This window comes from Frigidibacter sp., assembly GCF_030695035.1.
Classification (GTDB): Bacteria; Pseudomonadota; Alphaproteobacteria; order Rhodobacterales; family Rhodobacteraceae; genus Frigidibacter.
On the sequence record NZ_JAUYTT010000011.1, the window covers coordinates 30,583 to 55,169 of the forward strand.

The 24,587-nt window shown below is 67.1% G+C and carries 22 protein-coding genes and 3 tRNA genes; 10 read left to right on the forward strand and 15 right to left on the reverse strand.

The window, feature by feature from the left end; all coding sequences use genetic code 11:
* Positions 1-125 precede the first annotated feature (125 nt).
* The 3 genes from Q8S30_RS11115 to rlmB all read right to left on the reverse strand — a co-directional run bounded on the left by Q8S30_RS11115 (position 126) and on the right by rlmB (position 2,182).
* Entirely contained in the window at positions 126-584 is a 459-nt protein-coding gene (locus Q8S30_RS11115) for a CoA-binding protein (protein ID WP_305666089.1), read from the reverse strand.
* 217 nt (positions 585-801) lie between these two features.
* On the reverse strand, positions 802-1,272 hold the full coding sequence (locus tag Q8S30_RS11120) for a YHS domain-containing (seleno)protein (RefSeq protein ID WP_305666090.1): 471 nt from the start codon (positions 1,270-1,272) through the stop codon (positions 802-804).
* A gap of 127 nt (positions 1,273-1,399) precedes the next feature.
* Positions 1,400-2,182 carry a 23S rRNA (guanosine(2251)-2'-O)-methyltransferase RlmB gene (gene rlmB, locus Q8S30_RS11125; protein ID WP_305666091.1) on the reverse strand — a complete coding sequence of 261 codons (783 nt, stop codon included), beginning with the start codon at positions 2,180-2,182 and terminating at the stop codon, positions 1,400-1,402.
* 155 nt (positions 2,183-2,337) lie between these two features.
* On the opposite strand from rlmB, the gene Q8S30_RS11130 reads away from it, so the two are divergent.
* Positions 2,338-2,421: transfer RNA gene (locus Q8S30_RS11130), tRNA-Tyr, on the forward strand.
* A 158-nt stretch (positions 2,422-2,579) separates the two neighbouring features.
* Entirely contained in the window at positions 2,580-3,581 is a 1,002-nt protein-coding gene (locus Q8S30_RS11135) for a hypothetical protein (RefSeq protein WP_305666092.1), read from the forward strand.
* A gap of 119 nt (positions 3,582-3,700) precedes the next feature.
* Here Q8S30_RS11135 and Q8S30_RS11140 read toward each other — a convergent pair whose 3' ends face one another.
* The 3 genes from Q8S30_RS11140 to hisA form a co-directional block, all read right to left on the reverse strand.
* The gene (locus Q8S30_RS11140) at positions 3,701-4,012 is read right to left on the reverse strand and encodes a phosphoribosyl-ATP diphosphatase (protein WP_305666093.1); all 312 of its coding nucleotides are present in this window, start codon (positions 4,010-4,012) and stop codon (positions 3,701-3,703) included.
* The gene (gene hisF / locus Q8S30_RS11145) at positions 4,009-4,770 is read right to left on the reverse strand and encodes an imidazole glycerol phosphate synthase subunit HisF (protein ID WP_305666094.1); all 762 of its coding nucleotides are present in this window, start codon (positions 4,768-4,770) and stop codon (positions 4,009-4,011) included. The genes Q8S30_RS11140 and hisF overlap by 4 nt, the downstream gene beginning before the upstream one ends.
* 203 nt (positions 4,771-4,973) lie before the next feature.
* A complete protein-coding gene (hisA, locus tag Q8S30_RS11150) occupies positions 4,974-5,696 on the reverse strand; it encodes a 1-(5-phosphoribosyl)-5-[(5-phosphoribosylamino)methylideneamino]imidazole-4-carboxamide isomerase (RefSeq protein WP_305666095.1) in 723 nt (240 codons plus the stop codon).
* A 212-nt stretch (positions 5,697-5,908) separates the two neighbouring features.
* On the opposite strand from hisA, the gene Q8S30_RS11155 reads away from it, so the two are divergent.
* Positions 5,909-6,289, forward strand: a complete 381-nt coding sequence (locus tag Q8S30_RS11155; protein ID WP_305666096.1) for a DUF2147 domain-containing protein — start codon at positions 5,909-5,911, stop codon at positions 6,287-6,289.
* A gap of 9 nt (positions 6,290-6,298) precedes the next feature.
* On the opposite strand, the gene Q8S30_RS11160 is transcribed toward Q8S30_RS11155, so the two are convergent.
* The 7 genes from Q8S30_RS11160 to Q8S30_RS11190 all read right to left on the reverse strand — a co-directional run bounded on the left by Q8S30_RS11160 (position 6,299) and on the right by Q8S30_RS11190 (position 13,338).
* Positions 6,299-6,982 (reverse strand): ATP-binding protein, encoded by a 684-nt coding sequence (locus Q8S30_RS11160; protein ID WP_305666097.1) that lies wholly within the window; start codon positions 6,980-6,982, stop codon positions 6,299-6,301.
* Complete coding sequence (gene hisH, locus Q8S30_RS11165; protein ID WP_305666098.1) at positions 6,979-7,617, reverse strand: imidazole glycerol phosphate synthase subunit HisH; 639 nt, start codon at positions 7,615-7,617, stop codon at positions 6,979-6,981. The genes Q8S30_RS11160 and hisH overlap by 4 nt, the downstream gene beginning before the upstream one ends.
* A gap of 16 nt (positions 7,618-7,633) precedes the next feature.
* On the reverse strand, positions 7,634-8,221 hold the full coding sequence (hisB, locus tag Q8S30_RS11170; RefSeq protein ID WP_305666099.1) for an imidazoleglycerol-phosphate dehydratase HisB: 588 nt from the start codon (positions 8,219-8,221) through the stop codon (positions 7,634-7,636).
* A gap of 125 nt (positions 8,222-8,346) precedes the next feature.
* Positions 8,347-8,421 (reverse strand) — tRNA-Gly (locus tag Q8S30_RS11175).
* A 70-nt stretch (positions 8,422-8,491) separates the two neighbouring features.
* Positions 8,492-9,262: a DUF72 domain-containing protein gene (locus Q8S30_RS11180; protein ID WP_305666100.1), complete on the reverse strand. Its 771-nt coding sequence runs from the start codon at positions 9,260-9,262 to the stop codon at positions 8,492-8,494.
* A 94-nt stretch (positions 9,263-9,356) separates the two neighbouring features.
* A tRNA-Gly gene (locus tag Q8S30_RS11185) sits at positions 9,357-9,431 on the reverse strand.
* A 460-nt stretch (positions 9,432-9,891) separates the two neighbouring features.
* Positions 9,892-13,338 carry a pyruvate carboxylase gene (locus Q8S30_RS11190; protein ID WP_305666138.1) on the reverse strand — a complete coding sequence of 1,149 codons (3,447 nt, stop codon included), beginning with the start codon at positions 13,336-13,338 and terminating at the stop codon, positions 9,892-9,894.
* Between the two features lie 249 nt (positions 13,339-13,587).
* Between Q8S30_RS11190 and Q8S30_RS11195 the strand changes: the two genes are divergently transcribed.
* Together Q8S30_RS11195 and Q8S30_RS11200 are read left to right on the forward strand one after the other, a co-directional pair.
* Positions 13,588-16,077, forward strand: coding sequence for an ATP-dependent helicase (locus Q8S30_RS11195; protein WP_305666101.1), 2,490 nt, complete (start codon positions 13,588-13,590; stop codon positions 16,075-16,077).
* 54 nt (positions 16,078-16,131) lie between these two features.
* A complete protein-coding gene (locus Q8S30_RS11200) occupies positions 16,132-16,392 on the forward strand; it encodes a hypothetical protein (RefSeq protein ID WP_305666102.1) in 261 nt (86 codons plus the stop codon).
* A gap of 30 nt (positions 16,393-16,422) precedes the next feature.
* Here Q8S30_RS11200 and Q8S30_RS11205 read toward each other — a convergent pair whose 3' ends face one another.
* Both Q8S30_RS11205 and Q8S30_RS11210 read right to left on the reverse strand, forming a co-directional pair.
* Positions 16,423-17,577 (reverse strand): benzoate/H(+) symporter BenE family transporter, encoded by a 1,155-nt coding sequence (locus Q8S30_RS11205; protein WP_305666103.1) that lies wholly within the window; start codon positions 17,575-17,577, stop codon positions 16,423-16,425.
* A gap of 1,011 nt (positions 17,578-18,588) precedes the next feature.
* Positions 18,589-18,810, reverse strand: a complete 222-nt coding sequence (locus Q8S30_RS11210) for a DUF1127 domain-containing protein (RefSeq protein WP_161346737.1) — start codon at positions 18,808-18,810, stop codon at positions 18,589-18,591.
* Between the two features lie 261 nt (positions 18,811-19,071).
* On the opposite strand from Q8S30_RS11210, the gene Q8S30_RS11215 reads away from it, so the two are divergent.
* The 5 genes from Q8S30_RS11215 (at position 19,072) to Q8S30_RS11235 (ending at position 24,576) form a co-directional block, all read left to right on the forward strand.
* Entirely contained in the window at positions 19,072-20,166 is a 1,095-nt protein-coding gene (locus Q8S30_RS11215) for an Mrp/NBP35 family ATP-binding protein (protein WP_305666104.1), read from the forward strand.
* Between the two features lie 699 nt (positions 20,167-20,865).
* Entirely contained in the window at positions 20,866-21,396 is a 531-nt protein-coding gene (gene mraZ, locus Q8S30_RS11220) for a division/cell wall cluster transcriptional repressor MraZ (RefSeq protein ID WP_305666105.1), read from the forward strand.
* Between the two features lie 3 nt (positions 21,397-21,399).
* Positions 21,400-22,437, forward strand: a complete 1,038-nt coding sequence (gene rsmH / locus Q8S30_RS11225; RefSeq protein WP_305666106.1) for a 16S rRNA (cytosine(1402)-N(4))-methyltransferase RsmH — start codon at positions 21,400-21,402, stop codon at positions 22,435-22,437.
* A gap of 1 nt (position 22,438) precedes the next feature.
* Complete coding sequence (locus tag Q8S30_RS11230; RefSeq protein ID WP_305666107.1) at positions 22,439-22,798, forward strand: cell division protein FtsL; 360 nt, start codon at positions 22,439-22,441, stop codon at positions 22,796-22,798.
* On the forward strand, positions 22,795-24,576 hold the full coding sequence (locus tag Q8S30_RS11235; RefSeq protein ID WP_305666108.1) for a penicillin-binding protein 2: 1,782 nt from the start codon (positions 22,795-22,797) through the stop codon (positions 24,574-24,576). The genes Q8S30_RS11230 and Q8S30_RS11235 overlap by 4 nt, the downstream gene beginning before the upstream one ends.
* The last annotated feature ends 11 nt before the right edge of the window (positions 24,577-24,587 follow it).

Here is a 24,587-nt window from a genome sequence, read left to right on the forward strand (position 1 = left end):
GGAACGGAAGCCGGGGGCGGGGCACGCCAGCGGAACGGGCGTTCGGCGGCGAAAGCGGCTCTCCGAACCAAGCGCCGCCCGCGCCGTGGCAGTGCGGACGGGCGGTCTTTTATTGCCGGGTCCGTTCAAACCTCCGGCGCGCGTTCCAGCGGCGAGGCGCGGCCGAACAGTCGGGGGATCTCCATCTTCGGGCAGCGGTCCTCGACCACGGCCAGCCCGGCGGCGCGGGCCGTCTCGGCCGCCTCGGCATGGGCCACGCCAAGCTGCATCCAGATCGTGCGCAGATGCGGCAGCGCGGCCATCGCTTCTTCCACCACCCCGGGCACTGCGTCGGATCGGCGGAAGATGTCCACCATATCCACCGGCACGTCGGCCGGGATGTCCGCCAGCCGCGCCACCACCGTCTCGCCGAGGAACGTCTTCCCGGCCTGCCCCGGATTGACCGGAATCACCCGGTAGCCCTGCGTGCGCAGGAACTCGGCGACGTAATGCGAGGGGCGGGAGGGATCGGGCGAAAAGCCCACCACCGCGATCACCCGGGTGGATTGCAGCGTATCGCGCAGGAATGTGTCGGTCGTTGTCATGTTGGCTCCGGCTGAATGCCCGCCAAGAAAAAAGCGCCCGGACGGTAAGCCCGGGCGCCAGTGGCGGAACGAGGGACAGTGAAGAGAAACACGACAGTTCCGGTGTCGCCTTCCAAGACTAGATGTAGGAGAGCAAATGTGACGTTAAAGACACCATCGCGGAGTCGTGATCTTTTTCCGTCTTGCGCGCGGTTGCGCCTGCGGACGCGGGGTGCCGTCACCGGTCGCGCAGCTTCTTCCACGCGGCATCGGCCTGCGCGATCAGGCCGGGGTCCTGCACGATCCGCGCCATCGCCTCACGGCTTTTGGCCAGATAGAGCTTGCCCTCGCGGATCACGAACAGGTCGGGATTGCCGGGGCGCGGATCGCCCGCAATCACCGATTCCGGGCAATGGCCTCCGTAACGGGGCGCATAGGCCGAGGGGTTCATCTCGAAGGTGGACAGGTTGTTGCCGGTCGCAAAGAACCACACTGCCCCCCGCCATTTCAGCGCGTGATCGGCAGAGCCGGCGACGGCGCGGCCATCGGCGAAATAGGCCACCGCATCCCGCCCCGCCAGCGCCACGCCAGAGGCTGTGGCAATGGTGCGCTGATCGGCCAGCGCAGGCATGGCAGCGCCGCTCAGCAGCGCCACAAGCAGCAAGCTTCCGGGGCGAAACCGGGCGAGGAAGGGGCGACGCGGCAGCATGGCAGATCTTCCGTTCGGGTGTTCAGGGGTGGGCATCAAGGCAGCGCTCGGCGCGTCAGCTGTCGGCGCCGGACAGCCGAGACAATGCCAGCCTGCCCCGGCCGGGGAAAGCCCACGAAAGCACACCTTAGCGTGTGGCCGCCGCATAAAGCGCAATCGCCGCGGCATTGGACACGTTCAGCGACCCAAAGCCCCCCGCATAGGGGATCTGCGCCAGCCGGTCACAGGTCGCCCGCGTCTTCTCGCGCAGGCCCGGCCCCTCGGCCCCCAGCACGAGGCCCACCGGACGGCTGCCGACCTCGGCCAGCGCTTCGGCCAGCGTCACATCCGCCTCGGCGGCAAGGCCGATCAGGATGTAGCCCGCCGCCTTCAGCTCTTCCATCGCATCGGCCAGATTGACGACGCGCAGATAGGGCTGGCGTTCCAGCGCGCCGCTGGCGGTCTTGGCCAGCGCGCCGGTCTCGGGCGCGGCATGGCGGGCGGGGGCGATCACGGCCCGGGCGCCGAACACCTCGGCCGAGCGCAGCACGGCCCCCACATTATGCGGATCGGTCACCTGATCGAGAAGCACCACCAGCGGATTGCCGGGCCCGTCGATGCAGACCTCGGACACGGGGCCCCAGCGCAGCGGCTTCACCTCCAGCGCGGCGCCCTGGTGAACGCTGTCAGGTTGCAGCGGCACCTCGACATCGAACTTGCGGGCATCGACGATCTCGGGCTCGATGCCAGCGGCGGTCACCGCCTCGGCCAGCTTGTCATAGGCGTTCTTGGTCAGCACCAGTCGGATGCGCTCGCGCTCCGGGTTGGACAGCGCATCGCGCACCGCGTGCAGCCCGAACAGCCACACGGTTTCCGCCGCGGCCGCCCGGCGGGCGCGTTCCTTGTCAATCACCCAGGTGGGTTTCTTCATGGCGCAAGCCCCCGTTCCTACCGGCGTTCCGACAGCAGCGGACAATGGCCCGTGCAGCCGCCGCTGGCAAGGCCGAGGCAAGCAGAGCCCCGGAAATCCGCGCGAAAATGCTGCTTGACGCCCCCCGGGCTGTTCGGTATCCCCCCGCCAGCGTCGGGCGACGTGCTGCAAGGTGCGGCAGCGGACTGTAACTCCGCCGGGGAGACCCACGCCTGGTTCGATTCCAGGGTCGCCCACCATTTTCCCGGTTCCGACGCATCCAAGCCCTCACTCGCATCCGTCAAGAAACCCGCGCTGAAGGCTCGTGACCGCCTTCCCGTTGCGGCATGTTGCGCCTATACTGCACTGCGGCAGCGCTTCCGCTGCGCGAGTTCAGCCGCTGATCGGGACCCCAAGAATGGCCGCACGCAAGCCCAAACCGCGCGCCTTCAACGTTCTCGCTGTCGTCCAGCAGGGGCGACTGGAATATGAGGCCGTGGTGCTCGCCGCCAGCTTCCGCGCGCAGAATCCGGACTTCGCCGGCCGCCTGATCCTGGCAGAGCCGCAGCCGGGGGCACGCTGGAAATCCGATCCGCGGATCTCGGATCCGGTGCGCAAGCTGTTGATTTCGCTGGGGGCAGAGATTCTACCCTTCGAGAACCGGCAGTTCGGCCAGAGCTATCCCTATGGCAACAAGATCGAGGCACTGGCGGCTTTGCCCGCCGATGTGCCCTTCGTGTTCTTCGATACCGACACGCTCTTTACCGGGCCGCTGGCCGACGTGGCTTTCGACTTCGACCGTCCCTCTGCCTCGATGCGGCGCGAGGGGACATGGCCCGAGGTGCCGCTGTACGGGCCGGGCTACAATGGCATCTGGAAGTCGCTCTATGACCGGTTCGGTCTCGATTTCGCCAGCTCGCTGGACCTGAGCCAGCCGGACGAATACTGGGCCCGCTACCTCTATTTCAATGCCGGCTGGTTCTTCTACCGCGATCCGGCGGCCTTCGGGCAGCGGTTCCTTGACTATGCCGTGGCGATCCGGAATGAGCCGACCGACGCGCTGGCCTCGCAATCGCTGGACCCCTGGCTCGATCAGGTGGCGCTGCCGCTGGTGATCCATGGACTTGGCGGCGGGCGTCCGGGGCCGGGTCTGGCGGGGCTGGATGGTGACGTGAGCTGCCATTACCGAACCTTCCCAATGCTTTATGCGCGGGAGAGCGACCTTGTGGTCGAGGTGCTGGAAGAGGTGACGGCGCCCAATGCGGTGAAGAAGGTGCTGAAGGACTGGGAGCCGATCAAGAAGATCGTCTATCAGGGCAAGGGCGCGAAGGTGCGGGCGATGTTCGACCGGGATGACCTGCCGCGGCGCGAGGCGATGATCCGCAACCGGATCAAGGCCGAGGGGTTGTGGTTCCGCTGAGGTCGGAAAGCGCTGGGTTATCAGGGCGTTGCGGGCGGTTCTTCATGCAGGGGCGCTGATGTCGCTTTTGTCAGGAAGCGACGATTTGTCATAGTTTGCAGAGACTTAAGCGCCGTTCTTCACCCACGCGCGGCCTTCTCGGCAATCCCCGAAACGCCCTCGCGGCGTTCCAGCTCCGCCATGACCTCCGCCAGCGTCACGTCGCGGGCGGCGAGCATGACCAGCAGGTGATAGAGCACGTCGGCGGCCTCGGCGGTCAGCTTGGCGCGGTCGCCCTTCACCGCCTCGATAATCGCCTCCACCGCTTCCTCACCGAACTTCTCGGCGCATTTTTCCGGGCCTTTATTCAACAGCTTGGCGGTCCAGGAGCTGTCCGGATCGGCGCCCTTGCGGGACTCGATGGTGGCGGCGAGGCGGGTGAGGGCGGTCATGGCAGCCTCATCGGGATGCCGGCGGCGGCCATGTGGGCCTTGGCCTGCCGGATGGTGAAATCGCCGAAATGGAAGATCGAGGCGGCGAGGACGGCGGAGGCGTGGCCTTCGGTGACGCCTTCGACGAGGTGATCCAATGTGCCGACGCCGCCAGAGGCGATGACGGGGATCGAGACCGCATCGGCGATGGCGCGGGTGAGGGGGAGGTTGAAGCCGGCGCGGGTGCCGTCGCGGTCCATGCTGGTGAGCAGGATTTCACCGGCGCCCTTGGCGGCGACGGTTTGCGCGAACTCTACGGCGTTGATTCCGGTGGGTTTTCTGCCGCCATGGGTGAAGATTTCCCAGACGCCGGGGGCGACGGTCTTGGCGTCGATGGCGACGACGATGCATTGGCTGCCGAAATGGTCGGCGGAGCGAGCGACGACGTCGGGATCGGCGACGGCGGCGGAGTTGAAGCTGACCTTGTCGGCCCCCGCCAGCAGCAGGGCGCGGACATCCTGCGGGGTGCGCACGCCGCCGCCGACCGTCAGCGGCATGAAGCACTGCTCGGCGGTGCGGGTGACAAGGTCATACATTGTCCCGCGATTCTCGTGGGTTGCGTGGATATCGAGGAAGCACAGCTCATCCGCGCCAGCGGCGTCATAGGCCTTGGCCGCCTCCACCGGGTCGCCGGCGTCGCGCAGGTCGACGAAATTCACGCCTTTGACCACGCGGCCATCGGCGACATCGAGACAGGGGATGATGCGGGTTTTCAGCATGGCTCGGCTCCGGGGGATTGCCTGTTCATAGGAGGCCGGGCGGGGCGATGCAAATGGCATGTGGGAACCATGCAGACCCTATGCAGATGCCATGCATACGAATTGCCGTATCGCCCAAGGCGGGGGCGCTGCCCCCCGGCGGCCGCTGGCCGCTCCCCCCGGGATATTTTGGCCAGCAAGAAGCGGGAAGGGGGGAGAGGTTTTCAGGCGCGGAGTTCGGCGAGGGCCTTCGGCAGGTCGATGGCGCCGTCATAGAGGGCGCGGCCCGAGATGGCGCCGTTGAGGGCGGCGCCGCAGTCGCGCAGGGCGATGAGGTCGGCGAGCGAGGAGACCCCGCCCGAGGCAATGACCGGGATATGGACGGCATGGGCGAGGGCCGCCGTCGCGTCGATGTTGGGGCCGCCCATGGCGCCGTCGCGGTCAATGTCGGTGTAGATGATGGCGGCGACGCCGGCATCCTCGAAGCTGCGGGCAAGGTCCGTCACCGTGACATCGGTTTCCTCGGCCCAGCCTTTGGTGGCGACGCGCCCGCCGCGGGCGTCGATGCCTACGGCGATCTTGCCGGGGAAGGCGGTGGCCGCCTCGCGCACCAGCGCCGGGTTCTCGACCGCCACGGTGCCGAGGATGACCCGCGAGAGGCCCTTGGTCAGCCATGCCTCGATCGTGGCCATGTCGCGGATGCCGCCGCCGAGCTGGCAGGGCACTGACACCCGCGCCAGGATCGCCTCGACCGCGGCGGCGTTGATGGGCTGGCCGGCGAAGGCGCCGTTCAGGTCCACGAGATGCAGCCATTCGCAGCCTGCAGCCTCGAAAGCGGCGGCCTGGGCGGCGGGGTCGTCGGAGAAGACCGTGGCCTTGTCCATCTCTCCCTTCAGAAGCCGGACGCATTGACCGTCTTTGAGGTCGATGGCGGGATAGAGGATCATGGCCGGTTCCTTTGGACGGGGTCTGTGCGCGCCTCTTGCCACAGGCGGGGGCCGATTGCAAAGCCGGGCAGGGGCGGCGCGTGGCCGCGGGGGGCGGGGCGGCGGAAAGTCACCAATTGGGGAGAACGCCACGTCATGCTTGCCGGAACGGGGCAGCGGGGATGATGATCGCGGCAAGGATGAGGACATCCGCGTTTCAGGGAGGAGACGTCATGAAAATTCTGGCTATTGCCGCGGCTTTTGCGCTGTGTGCCACTGCTGCCCTTGCCGATCCGGTGGAAGGCATGTGGAAGACCGAGGTGGATGATGGTGCCTATGCGCATGTCGCCATCGCGCCCTGCGGGGCGAAACTGTGCGGCACCATTGCGCGCACGTTCAATGCGTCGGGCGAATATGCCTCGCCCAATATCGGCAAGCCGATCGTCTGGGACATGGTGGCCAAGGGCGAGGGCGCCTATGGCGATGGCAAGATCTGGCAGCCTTCGACCGACAAGATCTATCGCTCGAAAATGGCGCTGTCGGGCAACAGCCTGAAGGTCTCGGGCTGTGTCGGGCCGATCTGCAAGGGGCAGACCTGGAGCCGGGCGAACTGAGGCTCGTCTTCAGTCCGGGATCAGGTCGGCATAGACGAAGCCGTCGCGCTGGACGGTTTCGCCAAGGGTAACGGGGATCGGGGCCGAGAACATCGGCCCCGCCACCACGGCGGTGTGGAACTCGCCGCGCTCGCCGCAGGGATCGACGGTTTCGGGCAGGTCGGCCAGCAGGCTTTCGTCGAAGCGGCGGCCGGCGAAGCTGGGGTCCAGATGCCGCGGGTCGACGGTGACGAGGCGGGCGTCGATGCCGGCGGCGATCATGTCGCGCGCGAGGGTGTAGGTCGGGCGACCCCAGAGCGGGAAGATCGCCTCGACGCCAAGCGGGCGCAGCTTTTCCTCGCGATAGGCGCGGACGTCTTCGAGGAAGAGATCGCCGAAGACCATGTGGCGGACGCCCAGGGCGGCGACTTTTTGCATCGCGGCGGCCATCCGGGATTCGTAGTCTTCATTCGAGCAGGGCCAGGGCAGCGGCACCTCGATCAGCGGCAGGCCGAGGGCTTCGGCTTGCCGGGCCAGCAGCGCGGCGCGGGTGCCGTGCATGGCGACGCGGTTGAACGCCTCATTGGTGGTGGTCAGCACGGCGACGACATCGGCGAGACCGAGTCGGCGCGCTTCGACCAAGGCAAAGGCGCAGTCCTTGCCCGAGGACCAGCTGAGGACGGCGCGAGGAGGTGCGGGGGCGGCCGCGCTCATGGCCGCCAGGTCAGGAAGTTGGCGATCAGGCGCAGGCCGGTGGCCTGGCTCTTCTCGGGGTGGAACTGGGTGCCGACGATATTGGCGCGCCCGACAATGGCGGTGATCGGGCCGGCATAGTCGACATGGGCCAGCAGGTCCGCCGGGTGGGCGGTGCGGAAGTGGTAGGAGTGGACGAAATAGGCGTGATCGCCGGTTTCGATGCCGGCCAGAACCGGGTGGGGCGTGTCGATCACCAGATCGTTCCAGCCCATATGCGGCACCTTCAGGGCGGGATCGGCGGGGGCGATGCGAACCACTTCTCCATCGATCCAGCCGAAGCCGGTGGTGTCATGGTATTCGCGGCCCGTGGTCGCCAGCATCTGCATGCCGACGCAGATGCCAAGGAAGGGGCGGGCGCGCTGCGTCACCGCCTCGTCTATGGCCTCGAAGAGGCCGGTATGGTCGTTCAGCGCCTGACGGCAGGCCGGAAAGGCACCGTCGCCGGGCAGGACGATGCGGTCAGCCTTGGCCACCATGTCCGGGTCGGAGGTGACGATGACGTGGCCGCCGCCGGTTTCCGCCGCCATGCGCTGGAAGGCTTTCTCGGCGGAGTGCAGGTTGCCGGAGTCGTAGTCGACGAGGACGGTGAGCATGTGCGGCTCCTTTGCCTTAGAGCGCGCCCTTGGTCGAGGGCAGGGCCCCCGCCATCCGCGGATCGGGCTCCACCGCTTCGCGCAGGGCGCGGGCGACGGATTTGAAGGCGGCCTCGGCGATGTGGTGGCTGTTTAGCCCATGCAGGCGGTCCACATGCAGGGTGATGCCGGCATGGGTGGAGAAGCCCTGGAAGAACTCGCGCACCAGTTCGGTATCGAAGCGGCCGACGGTGGCGGTGGGGAAATCGACGCTCCACACCAGATAGGCGCGGCCCGAGAGGTCGAGCGCGGTGCGGATCTGGGTGTCGTCCATCGCCAGCAGGAAGGAGCCGTAGCGGCGGATGCCGCGCTTGTCGCCAAGGGCGGCGGCGAGGGCCTGGCCGAGGGTGATGCCGACATCCTCCACCGTGTGATGGTCGTCGATATGCAGATCGCCCTTGGCGGCGATGGTCATGTCGATCAGCGAGTGGCGCGAGAGCTGGTCCAGCATATGGTCGAAGAAACCGATGCCGGTTTCGTTGTTGTAGGCGCCGGTGCCGTCGAGGTTCACGGTGACCGTGACCTCGGTTTCCGCCGTCTTGCGGGTGATCGTTGCCGTCCGCATCGCTGCCTCCATGCCTTGGTTGCCGCCTTATAGGCTGCGGGTGCGGCGCTTGGGAAGGGCATGTGGCAGAAATGCAAATGGCCCCGAAGGGCCATGTCACATCCGGCATGGGGTTGCCGGATCACTGGAGCGGGCGAGGCGATTCGAACGCCCGACCCTAACCTTGGCAAGGTTATGCTCTACCCCTGAGCTACGCCCGCACTCCGTGGCGCGTCTGATAGCGCTGCGGCGGGCGGGGTGCAACAGGAATTTTGCCGAGGGCGTGTCGGCTCAGAGGCGGTCCATGAGGGCGCGGGCGGCGGAGGGGTTGCGGGCCTTGGCGCCGCTGATGACGTAGAGATAGACGTCGCGGGTGTTGGCCCAGTCCTTCGCCTGCGCGGCCCAGGCGTCCAGCGCCTTGGGGGCGTAGCCGAGGAGGTGGGTGTCCTCGGTGCCCATGATCCGGGCGTAGACGAAATCGGCCGTCGGTTCCGCGATCCGGGGGTAGGGGGAGTCGCCGGCGATGACGATTGCCACGTTGTGGGCCTTGGCGAGGGCGGCGGCCTCGGCGGCGACGCTTTTGTCGTGGAACGCCTCGTGGCGGAGTTCGAGGGCGTGGCGGAGGGGGAGGCCGTCGATGGTGCTGGGGAGTAGCGCGAGGAAGGCGGCGAGATCCTCGGGGTCGAAGCGCTTGTTCGGCGCGAACTGCCAGTTGATCGGCCCGAGTTTGGATTGCAGGCGGGTGAGGCCGCTCGTGAGGAAGCGACGGGTGCTCTCGCCGGCCTCGGCCAGCACCTTGCGGCTGGTGGTGTAGCGGGGGGCCTTGAGGGCGAAGACGAAATCGTCCGGCGTCTGGTCGTGCCAGTTCTGGAAGGTCTCGGGCGTCTGGGTGCGGTAGAAGGTGCCGTTGACCTCGAGGGAAGTGAGCTGGCGGCTGGCATAGTCCAGTTCCGACTTTTGCGGCAGGCCTTCGGGGTAGAAGTTGCTGCGCCAAGGCGCGAAGACCCAGCCGCCGATGCCAATGCGGATCTTGCCGGTGGAGGGGGATTTGCGCTGCGTCATGGCTGGCAACGTGCTGCCGAGGGCGGGGTTCCGGGCGCGGCGGCCCAAAACGAAAAACGGCCCCCCGAAGGAGCCGCGTTTTCACTATCGGAACTGGAGCGGGCGAGGCGATTCGAACGCCCGACCCTAACCTTGGCAAGGTTATGCTCTACCCCTGAGCTACGCCCGCACCGGTTCCGGTGACGGCGGATTTAAGGGCTGACGCGCGGGGCTGCAAGCGGAAAATGTGGGGGCGCGCCAGGATTGGGATAGGTCACGCCGCTGGAGACGCCGGGGGGCCGTCTGCCCCGCAAGCAGCAAGAGAAGCGGGGGGCCGTCTGCCCCCCGCGCCCCCCGAGGATATTTGGACCAAAACGAAGAGGGAGGGGCGTGAGGGGCGCGGGAGGCGCGATTGGTTGGCCTGTGGGGCTGTGGCCGGCCAAGGCGGGGGGCTGTCTGCCCCCTCGGCCTTCGGCCTCCCCCCGAGGATACTTGGGCCAGCAAGAAGCTGGGGTGCGGGTTTGCCGGATGAGGACGGGCGCGAGCAGCTTGGCTGCGCGGCCAGAGCCCGCTCCTGGTCTCTCTTCTTTGTCCAAATATCCTCGGGGGGTGCGGGGGGCAGACGGCCCCCCGCCGCTTTTAGTTGGGCGCTACGCCTCGCCCAGTTCCACCAGCAGATCCTTGGCGTCGATCTGGGCGCCGGGGACCACATGCACCGCCTTGACGGTGGCGGCGCGGTCGGCGTGGATGCCGGTTTCCATCTTCATCGCCTCGATGGTGAGGAGCAGATCGCCGGCGTTGACCTTCTGCCCCACCGTCACCGCTACGCTCGCGACCGAGCCGGGCATCGGCGCGCCGATATGGGCCGGGTTGCCCTCGGCGGCCTTGGGGCGGGCGGCGGTCTTGGCCTTGACCATGCGGTTGGGCACCTTGATGACGCGGGGCTGGCCGTTCAGTTCGAAGAACACCTTGGCCTCGCCCTCATCCGTGGTTTCCCCCAGCGTCTGCAGGCGGATTTCCAGCGTCTTGCCGGGGTCGATCTCGACCGAGATTTCCTCGCCCGGGGTCATCCCGTAAAGGTAGGCATGGGTCGGCAGGGTCCGCACCGGGCCATAGGCGATGTGGCGTTTCATGTAATCCATGAACACCTTGGGATACATGAGGTAGCCGTTCAGATCCTCATCATCGATGGGGAGGCCGCCGAGATCGGCAGAGACCTTGGCGCGCACCGCCTCCAGATCGACCGGGGGCAGGTGCTTGCCGGGGCGCTCGGTGGAGGGCGTCTCGCCCTTCAGCACCTTCCGCGCGATGCCGGCGGGCCAGCCGCCGGGGGGCTGGCCGAGATTGCCGCGCATCATGTCCACCACCGAGTCGGGGAAGGCGACGTCGGTGGCCGGATCCTCGACCTGCGCGCGGCTGAGGTTCTGGGCGACCATCATCAGGGCCATGTCCCCCACGACCTTGGAGGAGGGCGTGACTTTCACGATATCGCCGAACATCTGGTTCACGTCGGCATAGGTTTGCGCGACCTCGTGCCAGCGGTCTTCGAGCCCCAAGGAACGCGCCTGCGCCTTGAGGTTGGTGAACTGGCCGCCAGGCATTTCGTGCAGCCAGACCTCGGAGGCGGGCGCCTCCAGCCCGGATTCGAAGGCGCGGTACTGGTGGCGGACGGCTTCCCAGTAGTTCGACATCTCGCGGATGGCGCCGATATCGAGGCCGGTGTCGCGGTCGGTGTTGCGCAGCGCCTCGACAATCGAGCCAAGGCAGGGCTGCGAGGTGCCGCCCGAGAAGGCGTCCATCGCCGCATCGACGGCGTCCACGCCAGCCTCTGCCGCGGCGAGGATGGTGGCGCCGGCAATGCCGCTGGTGTCATGGGTGTGGAAGTGGATCGGCAGGCCGACCTCTTCCTTCAGCGCCTTGATGAGGATGCGGGCGGCGGCGGGTTTCAAGAGGCCCGCCATGTCCTTGAGCCCCAGCACATGGGCGCCGGCATCTTGCAGCTCTCGCGCCATCGCCACGTAGTACTTGAGGTCATACTTGGCGCGGGCGGGGTCCAGCAGGTCGCCGGTGTAGCAGATCGAGGCCTCGCAGACCTTCTCCGCCTCGATCACCGCATCCATCGCGACGCGCATGTTCTCGACCCAGTTCAGGCTGTCGAAGACGCGGAAGACGTCGACGCCGGTTTTCGCCGCCTGCGCCACGAAGGATTGCACCACATTGTCGGGGTAGTTGGTATAGCCGACGCCGTTGGAGGCGCGCAGCAGCATCTGGGTCATCACATTCGGCATGCGCGCGCGCAGGTCGCGCAGGCGCTGCCAGGGGCATTCCTGCAAGAAGCGGTAGGCGACGTCGAAGGTGGCGCCGCCCCAGCATTCGACGCTGAAGAGCTGTGGCAGGTTGGCGGCATAGGCCGGGGCGACGCGGATCATGTCGATGGAGCGCATGCGGGTCGCCAGCAAAGACTGGTGCCCGTCGCGCATGGTGGTGTCGGTGATGAGGAGCTGCGGCTGCGCCGACATCCAGTCGGCGACGGCCTTGGGGCCCTTCGCCTCGAGCAGGGTGCGGGTGCCGGGGGCAGGCTCGGCGCGCAGCTTCGGCACCCGGGGCTTGCGCGCCTCGGCGGGGGGCTTGGGGCGGCCGGCGGTTTCGGGATGCCCGTTGACGGTGATGTCGGCGATATAGGTCAGGATCTTGGTGGCACGGTCGGCTCGGGCGCGGAAATCAAAGAGCTCTGGCGTCGTGTCGATGAATTTGGTGGTGTAGGTGTCGTTCAGGAAGGTCGGGTGCTTGAGCAGGTTGATGACGAAGTCGATATTGGTGCTGACACCGCGGATACGGAACTCGCGCAGGGCGCGGTCCATGCGGGCGATGGCCTGTTCGGGCGTCTGCGCCCAGGCGGTGACCTTGACCAGCAGCGAATCGTAATAGCGGGTGATGACGCCCCCGGCATAGGCCGTGCCGCCGTCGAGCCGGATGCCCATGCCGGTGGCCGAGCGATAGGCGGTGATGCGGCCATAGTCGGGGATGAAGTTGTTCTGCGGGTCTTCGGTGGTGACGCGGCATTGCAGGGCATGGCCCTGCAGGCGCACCTCGGCCTGGCTGGGAACCCCGGTCGCCTCGGCCAGCGTCTTGCCCTCGGCGATCTTGATCTGGGCCTGCACGATGTCGATGCCGGTCACTTCCTCGGTGACGGTATGTTCGACCTGCACCCGCGGGTTCACCTCGATGAAGTAGAACTGCTGGCTGTCCATATCCATCAGGAACTCGACCGTGCCGGCGCATTCATAGCCGACATGGGCGCAGATGCGGCGGCCAAGGTCGCAGACTTCGGCGCGTTGGGCATCGGTCAGGTAGGGGGCGGGGGCGCGTTCGACGACCTTCTGGTTGCGGCGCTGGACGGTGCAGTCACGTTCATAGAGGTGGTAGATCTCGCCATGGCTGTCGCCAAGGATCTGCACCTCGACATGGCGGGCGCGCAGGATCATCTTTTCGAGATAGCCTTCGCCATTGCCAAAGGCGGCCTCGGCCTCGCGCCGGCCCTCGCGGACCTTCTCGATCAGCTCATCGGGGCCATTGACCGGGCGCATCCCGCGCCCGCCGCCGCCCCAGCTGGCCTTGAGCATCAGCGGGTAACCGACCGCCGCCGCCTCGGCCTTGATCGCGTCGAAATCCTCACCCAGAACTTCCGTGGCCGGGATCACCGGCACGCCGGCCTCGATCGCCACGCGGCGGGCGCTGGCCTTGTCGCCGAGGGCGCGCATGGTCTCGGCCTTCGGCCCGATGAAGGTGATGCCGGCGGCCACGCAGGCCTCGACGAAATCGGGGTTCTCGGACAGAAGGCCATAGCCGGGATGGATGGCGTCGGCGCCGGATTCTTTCGCCACCCGGATGATCTCGGGGATCGAGAGATAGGCGGCGACCGGGCCCATGCCTTCGCCGATCCGGTAGGCCTCATCCGCCTTGAAGCGGTGCAGGCTCAGCTTGTCTTCCTCGGCGTAGACGGCGACCGTCTTCTTGCCAAGCTCATTGGCGGCGCGCAGCACCCGGATGGCGATCTCGCCGCGGTTGGCGATCAGGATCTTCTTGAACTCTGGCATGGTGTCCCCCGGTGCTGCGAAAATAGGCACGGCCTTTCGCAAACCATCCGAGATGCCGCGGCGCAGCGCAAGAGCCGCTACGAGGCGCTTTGCAAGATTTGCATGAGTTTCAGGGGGGATGTGCAAAGCAGGTCGGTGATTATCCTGCGGTTGCAAGATGTTGGGGGGCGCGAGCGACGGTGGTCGGCCTGCGCGAACATTCCAAGAACTTGACTTTTCCCCGGCCGCGAAGGGCGCTAGAGTGCGCGCATGAGCCGATTTGATGAAGATGATGCCTTCGAAGGCGCCGCCGCCGCTGTTCCGCAGAGCCTGTCGCAACGGGCGATGGCGGGGGCTGCGGGCGTTCGCGGCACGGCCTATCTGGATGACCTGAACCCCGCACAGCGCGAGGCGGCCGAGGCACTGGATGGCCCGCTGCTGATGCTGGCCGGCGCAGGCACCGGCAAGACCAAGACGCTGATGGCCCGGATCGCGAATCTGGTGGCGACGAACCGTGCGCGGCCGAACGAGATTCTGGCGGTGACCTTCACCAACAAGGCCGCGCGCGAGATGCGCGACCGGCTGGCGAATGCGCCGTTCGGGGTGCTGGAGCCGCTGCGCTGGATGGGCACGTTCCACTCAATCAGCGTGAAGATCCTTCGCCGCCATGCCGAACTGGCGGGGCTGAAGTCGAGCTTCACGATTCTGGATACTGATGACCAGATCCGGCTGATGAAGCAGGTCATCAACGCCGCCAATATCGACGAAAAGCGCTGGCCGGCGCGGCAGTTGGCCGGGATCATCGACGGCTGGAAGAACCGGGCGCTGACGCCGGGCAATGTGCCCAATGCCGAGGCCGCCGCGTTCGGTAATCGCGGGACGGAGCTTTACACCGCCTATCAGGACCGCCTGCGCAGCCTGAACGCCGTCGATTTCGGCGACCTGCTGCTGCATGTGGTGACGATCTTTCAGGCCCATCCGGACGTGCTGGCCCAGTATCAGCGCTGGTTCCGCTACATCCTTGTCGACGAGTATCAGGATACCAACGTCGCCCAATACCTGTGGCTGCGGCTGCTGGCGCAGGGGCACAAGAACATCTGCTGCGTGGGCGATGATGACCAGTCGATCTATGGCTGGCGCGGGGCCGAGGTGGGGAACATCCTGCGGTTCGAGAAGGATTTTCCGGGCGCCAAGGTGATCCGGCTGGAGCAGAATTACCGCTCGACCCCGCATATCCTCGCCGCCGCCTCCTCGGTGATCGCGCAGAATGCCGGGCGGCTTGGCAAGAGGCTGTGGACCGAGGAACAGGCCGGCGAGAAGGTGCGGCTGATCGGCCATTGGGATGGCGAGGAAGAGGCGCGCTGGATCGGCGAAGAGGCCGAGGCGCTGCAGCGGGGCTCGCGCCGGATGGGGCCGGTGTCGCTGAACGGGCAGGCGATTCTCGTGCGCGGAAGCAGCCAGATGCGGGCCTTCGAGGACCGCTTCCTGACCATCGGCCTGCCCTACCGCGTTGTCGGCGGCCCGCGATTCTATGAGCGGGCCGAGATCCGCGATGCGATGGCCTATTTCCGGCTGGCGGTCAGCCCCGAGGATGATCTGGCGTTTGAGCGGATCGTGAACACCCCCAAGCGCGGGCTGGGGGACAAGGCGCAGCAGGTGATCCAGATGACCGCCCGCGCCGATGGCACCAGCCTGCTGGAGGGCGCGCGCTATGCGGTCGCCGCTGGCAAGCTTGGCGGCAAGGGCGCGGCCGAACTGCGGCGGTTCGTGGAGAATGTGGACCGCTGGCACAAGGCGATTGCCGCGGCGAGCCCGGCAACGGCGCGCAGCCCGGCGGATGATGATGACGAGCTGATCGAGCTGGAGGACGCCTCGGTTCCGCCCGCGCATGACCATTCCCATGTGCGGCTGGCCGAGGAGATTCTGGAGGATTCGGGCTACATCGCCATGTGGCAGAACGACAAGACGCCCGAGGCGGCGGGGCGGCTGGAGAACCTCAAGGAGCTGGTCAAGGCGCTGGAGCAGTTCGACAATCTGCAAGGCTTCCTCGAGCATGTGGCGCTGATCCTCGACAATTCCTCGGAGGAGGAATCGGAGAAGATCACCATCATGACCCTGCACGCCGCCAAGGGGCTGGAGTTTCCGGTGGTGTTCCTGCCGGGCTGGGAGGACGGGTTGTTCCCCAGCCAGCGGTCGATGGATGAAAGCGGGCAGAAAGGGCTCGAGGAGGAGCGGCGGCTGGCCTATGTCGGCATCACCCGCGCCGAGGAGCTGTGCACGATTTCCTTTGCCGGCAACCGGCAGGTCTATGGCCGCTGGCAAAGCCAGATGCCCTCGCGCTTCATCGACGAATTGCCCGAGGCGGATGTCGAGGTGCTGACGCCGCCGGGGCTTTATGGCGGCGGCTATGGCGCGGCGGCGGGGTTTGGTAGCAGCGCGGGCGGGTCATCGGGCGGCTCTTCGGTCGAGGCGCGGGCGGCGAAGGCCGATGTCTACAACTCGCCGGGTTGGCGGCGGCTGCAGGACCGGGCGGGGAGCCGGCCCGTGAGCCAGCCGCGCGAATCGCGGCATACGGTGATCGATCTGGATGCGGTTTCGGCCTTCGACATCGGCGACCGGGTGTTCCACCAGAAGTTCGGCTATGGCGTGGTGCAAGAGATCGAAGGCGACAAGCTGGCGGTGGCGTTCGGGACCGGGGTCAAGAAGATCGTCGCAGGATTCGTGGTGGCGGCTGCCGATGCGGATGACGTGCCGTTCTGAGGAACTCTTGCCCGGGCGCGCGGGTTTCTTCCGTTGAAACGGAAGGAGACCGCGATGACATCCAAGACAACGCGTGACCATGACACGATTCGCAACTGGGCCGAGGCGCGGGGCGGCCGGCCCTCCCGCGTAGAGGGCGACGGCAATGGCGGGCTGCTGCGACTGGATTTCGGCGAGCCCGAAGAGGCGCTGGAAGAGATCAGCTGGGAGGAGTTCTTTGCGATCTTCGATGATCGGGAACTCGAGTTCATCTATGAGGACCATCTTGCCTCGGGCGAGGAAAGCCAAGTCAACAGGTTCATCCGTACGGACTGAAGTCGATTCGGCTGAAAGCGGCGGCGCGGGTTACACCGGCCGCCGCTTTGCCTTGTCCAGCGCATGGACGACCAGCCCGGCGATCAGCCCCCAGAAGGCCGCGCCGATGCCGAAGACGGCAACCCCGGACGCGGTGACGATCAGCGTGGTGCCGGCGGCGAAGCGGGTGTCCATCGCGGCAAAGGCGGCGCTGGCCGCGCCAAGGAAGGGCGCGATCAGCGCGAGGCCGGCGATGGTGGCGACGAGGGCGGCGGGCATGGCGCCGATCAAGGCCAGGATCACCGGGCCGAACAGGCCAAGCGCCACCCAGATCCCGGCATAGACCAGCCCCACCTTCCAGCGCTGCGTCCGGTCGGGATGGACGTCGTCGCCGAGGCAGATCGCTGCGGTGATTGCGGCCATGCTGATGGTATGGGCGCCGAAGAAGGCGGTGAGCGCCGAGAGCCCGCCTGTCACCGTCAGCGCCTGCCGCACCGGGGGCGTGTAGCCGGCGGCGCGCAGAACGGCGAATCCGGGCAGGTTCTGCGAAGCCATCGTGACAAGGTAGAGCGGCAGGCCGAGGCCGATCAGCGCGCCGATGTCGAAATCGGGCGCGATGAAGGTCAGGCGCGGCAGGGTGAAGGTGAGATCGGGCAGCGCCGCGGCGCCGGGCAGGGCGAAGCTGAGGATCAGCCCGGTCGCCAATGCTGCCAGCACCGCTTGGGCCGGGCTGAACAGGCGCACGCCGAGGAAGACTGCGACCACCGGCAGGATCAGCGCGGGTGCGGCGGCGGCATGGCCGGGGACGGCGAGGCAGAAGGGCAGCAGCACGCCGGCCAGCATTGCGGCGGCCACGGCATCGGGCAGCGCGGCGATCATCCGGCCGAGCGGGCGGAGGCCTCCGGTCAGCGCGATCAGCAGGCCGGCGAAGACGAAGGCGGCAACGGCCTCGGCCATACTCAGCCCCTGCGAGGCGGCGACGAGCGCGGCGCCGGGGGTGGACCAGGCCAGCACGATGGGTATCCGTGCCCTGAGGCTTAGAAAAGCTGAGCCTGCGGCCTTGGCAAGGCAGATGGCGAAAATCCAGGAGCCGGTTTGTTCGGGGGTTGCGCCCACGGCCTGCGCGGCGGCGAGCAGCAGGGCGATGGTGCTGCCATAGCCGACAAGCGCCGCGACCAGCGCCGCCGAAAAGAGGGAAATCCGCATGGTGATCCGTGCCTGCCGCGAGTTGCGGCGGACTATGCGGCGGGGGGAATGCGGCGGCAAGGGGTGGGGGCTGGGTTGGAGGGGGAAGGGAGGAACTGCCGCTTGGCGTCCCGTTTGCATCGCTCTCCTTGGCGAAGGCCATCGCCTTCGCCACGCGGTGCCATGTCCAATTGCACCGGACGGGCCCCCAAAGGGCCCGGCCAGCGCCCGCCCCGCCCCTGGCGGGCGCTTCTCGCCCGCCAGGTCGGGCGCTGGCCTCATTCGGTTTCGCGTTGCCATCGGCTCCGGGCGATGCGCCGCGCACGGGCGGGGGCGAGGCAGTGCCTCGCCTTGTCCCGCCCGAATACAGCGTTCCGAGGTTGATAGGCGCCCGTGGGACAACCTGCGGCATGAGCGCCGCCAGATATTTCGGTGAAATCGGCAATCCTCAAAAACGAACGGCGGTGCCCAGGGAGGAGGAGGGGCACCGCCGTTCTTAACGCCGACCCCAGGGAGGAGGAGGGGGCCTTCGTATGCTTGGTGAAGGGAGCAGTGGCGCCTCAGGGAGGAGGAGGAGGCGCCACTGTCCTTCACAACGTCCAGCCCAGGGAGGAGGAGGGGCCGGCCGTATCTTCTTGTGAAGGGGAGCGGTGGCGCCTCAGGGAGGAGGAGGAAGCGCCACCGTCCTTCACAACGTCCGGCCCAGGGAGGAGGAGGGGCCGTTCGTATTCAGGTAGGCCCGAAGGCCCGAATTTCGTGGGCCCCTGCGGGCCCGTTCAGCTTTTGGGCCCTGCGGGCCCGGGGTTCCGGTTTCGAAGAGCGGCGGCCCCAGGGAGGAGGAGGGGGCCGCCGCCTTCATAACGAGGCCCTCAGGGAGGAGGAGGAGAGCCATCGTATGCCGGGTGAACCTTCCGGTCCGTTAACATCGGACCTTGCGGTCCTTGGTATCTGGTGCGGCGACCCCAGGGAGGAGGAGGGGGTCGCCGCAGATTTCCGAGGCTCAGGGAGGAGGAGGAGCCTCAGGAAAGCGAATTACTTCTCGGTGCCGTAGGCAGCTTCGGCTGCCACGCGGGTGATCATCGAGCGGTTGATGCCGAGATCGGCCAGCTCGCGGCCCGAGAGGGCCTGCAGTTCCGACAGGGTCTGACGGAACACCTTGCGGCGCTGCCGTGCGTCCTGCACGTTCTTGAAGAAAGCAGCGATGCGGTCGGCGAAGCCGTGCTCGATGCTGCGGATGTCATTTGCGAAAGCCATTTGCTCTGCCTCGGTTAGTATTCAGGTCAGCGCCGTGTTGCGCCGTTGAGATGAAAATGGACCCTATGCTGCAGCTGCACAATCCCCCACGCCCTCAATGCCGCCATGCGGAAAATGCATATCGCATGCTGACCTAATATTTAGCGCAAACATGGCATCTGCCGCATTTCACAGCGCTTTGAGGAGGCATTAGGGTGGTTTGGCTTGCCCTTGCTGGCAGGGATGCCACAGTGCCCGCCGAAACGTCCCGGAGGCCGTAAAATGACCGTTACCAAAGACACCGTCCTTGCCGCGCTTGCCCGCATCCGCCTGCCCTCGGGCCGCGATCTTGTGGCCGAGGATATGGTGCGCGCGTTGCAGATCGAGGGCGACTCGCGGGGGGACTCGGTGAGATTCGTGCTTGAGGCGCCCTCGCCCGAGGCTGCGCGCGGTATGGAATCGGTGCGGGCCGCGGCGGAAGCGGCGGTGCGGGCGATCCCGGGGGTGGCTCAGGTGTCGGTCGTGCTGACGGCGCATGGGCCGGCAGCGAAGGCGCCCCCTCCAAGCCTGAAGATTGGCGGCCACCCCACGCCGCAGGCGCCCGGCCAGACCGGGCCGCAGCGGGTGGCGGGGATCGACCGGATCCTGGCCATCGCCTCGGGCAAGGGCGGGGTCGGCAAATCGACCGTCTCCTCGAACCTCGCGGTGGCGCTGGCGCGGGCGGGGCGGCGGGTCGGGCTGCTGGATGCCGATATATACGGTCCCTCGCAGCCGCGGATGATGGGCGTTTCCGGCCGCCCGGAATCGCCCGATGGCAAGACGATGATCCCCCTGCACGCGCATGGGGTGACGGTGATGTCGATCGGGCTGCTGCTGAAAGAGGGTGAGGCGGTGGTCTGGCGCGGGCCGATGCTGATGGGCGCGTTGCAGCAGTTGCTGGGGCAGGTGGCCTGGGGCGAGCTCGACGTGCTGATCGTCGATCTGCCGCCTGGCACCGGCGATGTGCAGCTGACGCTGTGCCAGCGCACGCATCTGACCGGGGCGGTGGTGGTGTCGACCCCGCAGGACGTGGCGCTGCTGGATGCGCGGCGGGCCATCGACATGTTCGCCAAGCTCAAGACCCCGGTGCTGGGGCTGATCGAGAACATGTCCTCTTATATCTGTCCGAACTGCGGGCATGAGGCGCATATCTTCGGCCATGGCGGGGTGCGGGCCGAGGCGGCGAAGCTGGGCCTGCCGTTCCTGGGGGAGATTCCCCTCAGCCTCGACGTGCGGCTGGCCGGCGATGCCGGCACACCCATTGCCGCGGGCGAGGGGCCGATTGCCGAGGCCTATGCCACGCTGGCGCAGCGGTTGATCGACGGCGGGATGGCCTGAACCGGGCCTGAAAGGCGCGCCTGCCGGGATTGCATGGGCGGGGCGACGGCAGTTTAACGGGATTATGGGAAATCATGGGCGGCGGTCGGGATTCGGCCGCCGTTTCGAATCACCGGCGCGTGAATCGCTGTGATATTGGCGGAACATTTCGTGATCATTAGCGGTGGCACGGAAGCTGGTCGGCCGGTCGGGTTCCGGAGCGCATTTTTTTCGGGAATTGGTGGAGCAGGGCGGGACGTCAAGCCTGGCGCCGGAATGTCCATATCTGGTGTGTATGTTCCAGAAAATGTCTATATGGGCTTCGATCCCGAGGCGGGCCTTGCCCTTCTCCGGGGCTCGTCCCTGTATCCACTCCATCCGGTCCCAGAATTACCTGTTGATTACCATGAAGTCCCATGTCATCCCTGTTCACAAGATGAACACGAGTAAGAGGCACCAAGACCTCAAATCGGCGAAAAGAAGTGCAGGTTTCATACAGGCGCTCGAGTTTATCGAAGACCAAAGAGATCCGGCGCGCGGGCGAGCAGACATCCCCCCAGGTGGCGCGCGTAGCCGGACATACCCAGTGATGGGACGAGGGGCGGCGGACCGGGCAGTGGCAGCAGCCCGGTCCGCCGTTGTCTTTCCGGGGGCAGGGGTCGGGCGGGGGCCTGATCGCGCCGCGGAAAGCAGAAACACGGGCGGTGAAGGAAACCTAAGGTGACGGGGTCGTTCCGGGGCGAATTCAGCCAGAAAGTTGACGGAAAGGGCAGGGTGTCCATTCCGGCAGCATTTCGGCGTCACCTCGAAGAGGGCGACCCGGAGTTCCGCGCCCGGCGCGAGGCGCTGCGCGAGGATGACAAGCTCAAGGGCGGCGCCCGCTTTGTCATCGTCTACGGCGATGCCCGACGCGAATTTCTGGAATGCTATACGGTTGACGGCATGGCCGCGCTTGAAGCGCGCATCCTTGCCATCCCGCGCGGCACCCCGCGGCGCCGTGCGCTGGAGCGGGTGTTCATCACCCTGTCCACCGTGGCCGAGATTGATGGCGATGGCCGCATCGTTCTGCCGCAGAAGCTGCGCGAGAAGCTGACGCTTGGCGAGGAAGCCGTCTTTGCCGGCACCGCCGACACCTTCCAGATCTGGCAGCCCGAAGCCTATGACCGCGACGTGGCCGAGAAGGCCGAGGAAGAGATCGAGGGCCTTGCCCCCGGTGTCGATGTCGCGGCGCTGCTGGATGGAGATGTCTGAGCCATGACCGCCAAATCCGGCACTGGCGAACCCGGCACAGGCCCAGAGACCGCAGCCCCCCATGTTCCGGTTCTGCTGCGCCCGCTGCTGGCGGCGGTGGCGCCGGTGACGGGACTCTGGCTCGACGGCACCTTTGGCGCTGGCGGCTATGCGCGCGGGCTGCTGGAGGCGGGGGCTACCCGCGTGATCGGCGTGGACCGTGACCCTTCGGTGTTCGCGATGGCGGCGGAGTGGGCGGGCGACTTCGGGGACCGGCTGCGGCTGGTCGAGGGCACCTTTTCCGACATGGACAGCCTTGCCAGCGAGTTGCTCGACGGGGTGGTCCTCGATCTGGGCGTGTCGTCCATGCAACTCGATCAGGCCGAGCGCGGGTTTTCCTTCATGAAGGACGGCCCGCTCGACATGCGGATGAGCAGCACCGGCACCAGCGCCGCCGACATCGTCAATGAGGCCGAAGAGGCGCATCTGGCCGACATCATCTATCACTATGGCGAGGACCGCGCCGCGCGGCGCATTGCCAAGGCCATCGTGCGGGCACGCGAGGCGGCGCCGATCACCACCACCCGCGCGCTGGTCGCCGTGGTCGAATCCTGCCTGCCGCGCCCCAAGCCGGGGCAGAGCCATCCCGCCACCCGCACCTTCCAGGCGATCCGCATCGCGGTGAATGACGAGTTCGGCCAGCTGATCGAGGGGCTGGAGGCGGCGGAACGTGCGCTGAAGCCCGGCGGGCGGCTGGCGGTGGTGACCTTCCATTCGCTCGAAGACCGGGTGGTGAAGCGGTTCTTGCTCGCCCGTTCCGGCGGCGAGGCGCAGGGTAGCCGCTATGCGCCCGAACGGGTGGACGCGGCCCCGGCCTTCAAGCTGCTGACCCGCCGCGCCGTGGCGCCCGACGATACCGAGCTTGCCGAGAACCCCCGCGCCCGGTCGGCCAAGCTGCGTGTCGCGCAGCGCACCGATGCGCCCGCGGGGCGGCCGGATCGCTCCTCGCTCGGCCTGCCGCAACCCGTGCTGGACCCCGCCCCCCGCAGGAAAGGCCACTGACATGCGCAGCCTGTTCTACGTTCTCACCGCGCTGGCCGTCATGGGCCTCGCCTTCTGGGCCTACCGCGAGAATTACCGCACCCAGGCCCGCCTGACCGAGATCGACCGCCTGCAATCCGAGATCGGCCATCTGCGCGAGAGCATGAATGTGCTGAAAGCGGAATGGGCCTACCTGAACCGCCCCGACCGGCTGCGCGAGCTGGCCGAGATCAACTTCGACCGGCTTGGACTGCTGCCGCTGCGCGCCGCGCAATTCGGCACCGCCGCACAGGTCGGCTATCCGGAAAAACCGCTGCCGCCTGTCACCGATCCGGTGGAAACCTTCGGGGCCCTGCCCGAAACAGAGGAGACGACGCCGTGATCCGCACCCCGCTGCGCCCGCTGGCCCGCATCCTGTCCGCCCGCGACCGCGGCGAGAATCCCGACGCCATCGAGCGCGAGAACTTGCGCCTGCGGCATGAGGCGATGCGCGACAAGTCCCGCCAGCGCGCCGAGGGGCGGCTGCTGGTGATGGGCCTGCTGTTCTTTTCCGCCTTCACCGTGGTCGGCGCCCGCATGGGCCTGCTGGCCGCAACCGACCCGGTAGAGCCGCGGGCCGCGGCCTCCGGCGCCTCGATTCTTGCGCAGCGCGCCGATATCGTGGACCGCGAGGGGCGGATCCTCGCCACCAACCTCGTGACCCACTCGCTCTATGCGCAGCCGCAAAGCATGGTGGAGCCGGAACGCGCCGCCGTTGAACTCGCCGCGATCTTCCCCGACCTCGATGCCGAACGGCTGAAGGACGATTTCACCGGCAGCCGCAAATTCCTGTGGATTAAGAAGAAGATCAGCCCCGAGCAGATGCAGGCGGTGCATGACATCGGCGATCCGGGCCTGCTGTTCGGCCCGCGCGAGATGCGGATCTATCCCAACGGCGCGCTCGCCTCGCATGTTCTGGGCGGGGCCAGCTTTGGCCGCGAAGGCGTGCATTCGGCCGAGGTGATCGGCACCGCGGGGGTGGAGAAGACCTTTGACGGCTGGCTGCGCGACCCGGGCAATGGTGGGCAGCCGCTGCAACTGTCCATCGATCTTGGCATTCAGGCCACCATCGAGGAAGTGCTGGCCGGCGGCATGAAGCTGATGAACGCCAAGGGCGCGACGGCGATCTTGATGGATATCCATTCGGGCGAGGTGGTGGCGATGGCCTCGCTGCCCGATTTCGACCCCAACACACGGCCGCAGCCGGCGCTGAAGGGCGATCCGTCCGACAGCCCGCTGTTCAACCGGGCGGTGCAGGGGGTGTATGAACTGGGCTCCACCTTCAAGGTCTTCGCCATTGCGCAGGCGATGGACCTTGGCCTTGTGAACCCCGAGACCAAGATCGCCACCAAATCGCCGATGACCTGGGGCAAGCACCGCATCCGTGATTTCCACGATTATGGCGCCGAGCTTTCGGTGACCGACATCATCGTCAAATCCTCGAACATCGGCACGGCGCGGGTGGCGCTGATGATCGGTGGCGAGCGGCAGAAGGCCTTCCTTGGCACGCTGGGTCTGCTGGAGCCGACGGCCATCGAGATGGTCGAGGCGCCGACCGGCAAGCCGATCCTGCCGCGCAACTGGCCGGAGATCACCACGATGACCGTGTCTTACGGCCACGGATTGTCGGCCAGCCCGCTGCATCTGGCGGCGGCCTATGCCTCTGTCCTCAACGGCGGCACCAAGGTGGTGCCGACGATCCTGAAATCGCCAATGCCGGCGCCGGGGCCGCGCGTGGTGTCGGAAGAAACCTCCAGCATCATGCGCACCATGCTGCGCGCCGTGGTGACCCGCGGCACCGCCAGCTTTGGCGAGGTGCCGGGCTATGCGGTGGGCGGCAAGACCGGCTCTGCCGACAAGGCCAAGCCGACGGGCGGCTATTACAAGGATCGGCTGATCGCCACCTTTGCGTCCGTCTTCCCGGCGCATGACCCCGAATATGTGATGATCGTCACGCTGGACGAGCCGTCCGAGAACTCTGGCAGCGTGCCGCGCCGTACCGCGGGCTGGACTGCGGTGCCGGTTGGCGCCGAGATCATCCGGCGCGTGGCACCGATGCTGGGTCTGCGGCCCGAGGTTGAACCCCCGGTCCAGCATGGGATAACACTCGTCCGCAACTGACGGGGCGCAAG

Coding starts and splice junctions, on each gene's coding strand:
- Q8S30_RS11115 (WP_305666089.1), bottom strand. CDS start 584: ATGACAACGACCGACACATTCCTGCGCGATACGCTGCAATCCACCCGG.
- Q8S30_RS11120 (WP_305666090.1), bottom strand. CDS start 1,272: ATGCTGCCGCGTCGCCCCTTCCTCGCCCGGTTTCGCCCCGGAAGCTTG.
- rlmB (WP_305666091.1), bottom strand. CDS start 2,182: ATGAAGAAACCCACCTGGGTGATTGACAAGGAACGCGCCCGCCGGGCG.
- Q8S30_RS11135 (WP_305666092.1), top strand. CDS start 2,580: ATGGCCGCACGCAAGCCCAAACCGCGCGCCTTCAACGTTCTCGCTGTC.
- Q8S30_RS11140 (WP_305666093.1), bottom strand. CDS start 4,012: ATGACCGCCCTCACCCGCCTCGCCGCCACCATCGAGTCCCGCAAGGGC.
- hisF (WP_305666094.1), bottom strand. CDS start 4,770: ATGCTGAAAACCCGCATCATCCCCTGTCTCGATGTCGCCGATGGCCGC.
- hisA (WP_305666095.1), bottom strand. CDS start 5,696: ATGATCCTCTATCCCGCCATCGACCTCAAAGACGGTCAATGCGTCCGG.
- Q8S30_RS11155 (WP_305666096.1), top strand. CDS start 5,909: ATGAAAATTCTGGCTATTGCCGCGGCTTTTGCGCTGTGTGCCACTGCT.
- Q8S30_RS11160 (WP_305666097.1), bottom strand. CDS start 6,982: ATGAGCGCGGCCGCCCCCGCACCTCCTCGCGCCGTCCTCAGCTGGTCC.
- hisH (WP_305666098.1), bottom strand. CDS start 7,617: ATGCTCACCGTCCTCGTCGACTACGACTCCGGCAACCTGCACTCCGCC.
- hisB (WP_305666099.1), bottom strand. CDS start 8,221: ATGCGGACGGCAACGATCACCCGCAAGACGGCGGAAACCGAGGTCACG.
- Q8S30_RS11180 (WP_305666100.1), bottom strand. CDS start 9,262: ATGACGCAGCGCAAATCCCCCTCCACCGGCAAGATCCGCATTGGCATC.
- Q8S30_RS11190 (WP_305666138.1), bottom strand. CDS start 13,338: ATGCCAGAGTTCAAGAAGATCCTGATCGCCAACCGCGGCGAGATCGCC.
- Q8S30_RS11195 (WP_305666101.1), top strand. CDS start 13,588: ATGAGCCGATTTGATGAAGATGATGCCTTCGAAGGCGCCGCCGCCGCT.
- Q8S30_RS11200 (WP_305666102.1), top strand. CDS start 16,132: ATGACATCCAAGACAACGCGTGACCATGACACGATTCGCAACTGGGCC.
- Q8S30_RS11205 (WP_305666103.1), bottom strand. CDS start 17,577: ATGCGGATTTCCCTCTTTTCGGCGGCGCTGGTCGCGGCGCTTGTCGGC.
- Q8S30_RS11210 (WP_161346737.1), bottom strand. CDS start 18,810: ATGGCTTTCGCAAATGACATCCGCAGCATCGAGCACGGCTTCGCCGAC.
- Q8S30_RS11215 (WP_305666104.1), top strand. CDS start 19,072: ATGACCGTTACCAAAGACACCGTCCTTGCCGCGCTTGCCCGCATCCGC.
- rsmH (WP_305666106.1), top strand. CDS start 21,400: ATGACCGCCAAATCCGGCACTGGCGAACCCGGCACAGGCCCAGAGACC.
- Q8S30_RS11230 (WP_305666107.1), top strand. CDS start 22,439: ATGCGCAGCCTGTTCTACGTTCTCACCGCGCTGGCCGTCATGGGCCTC.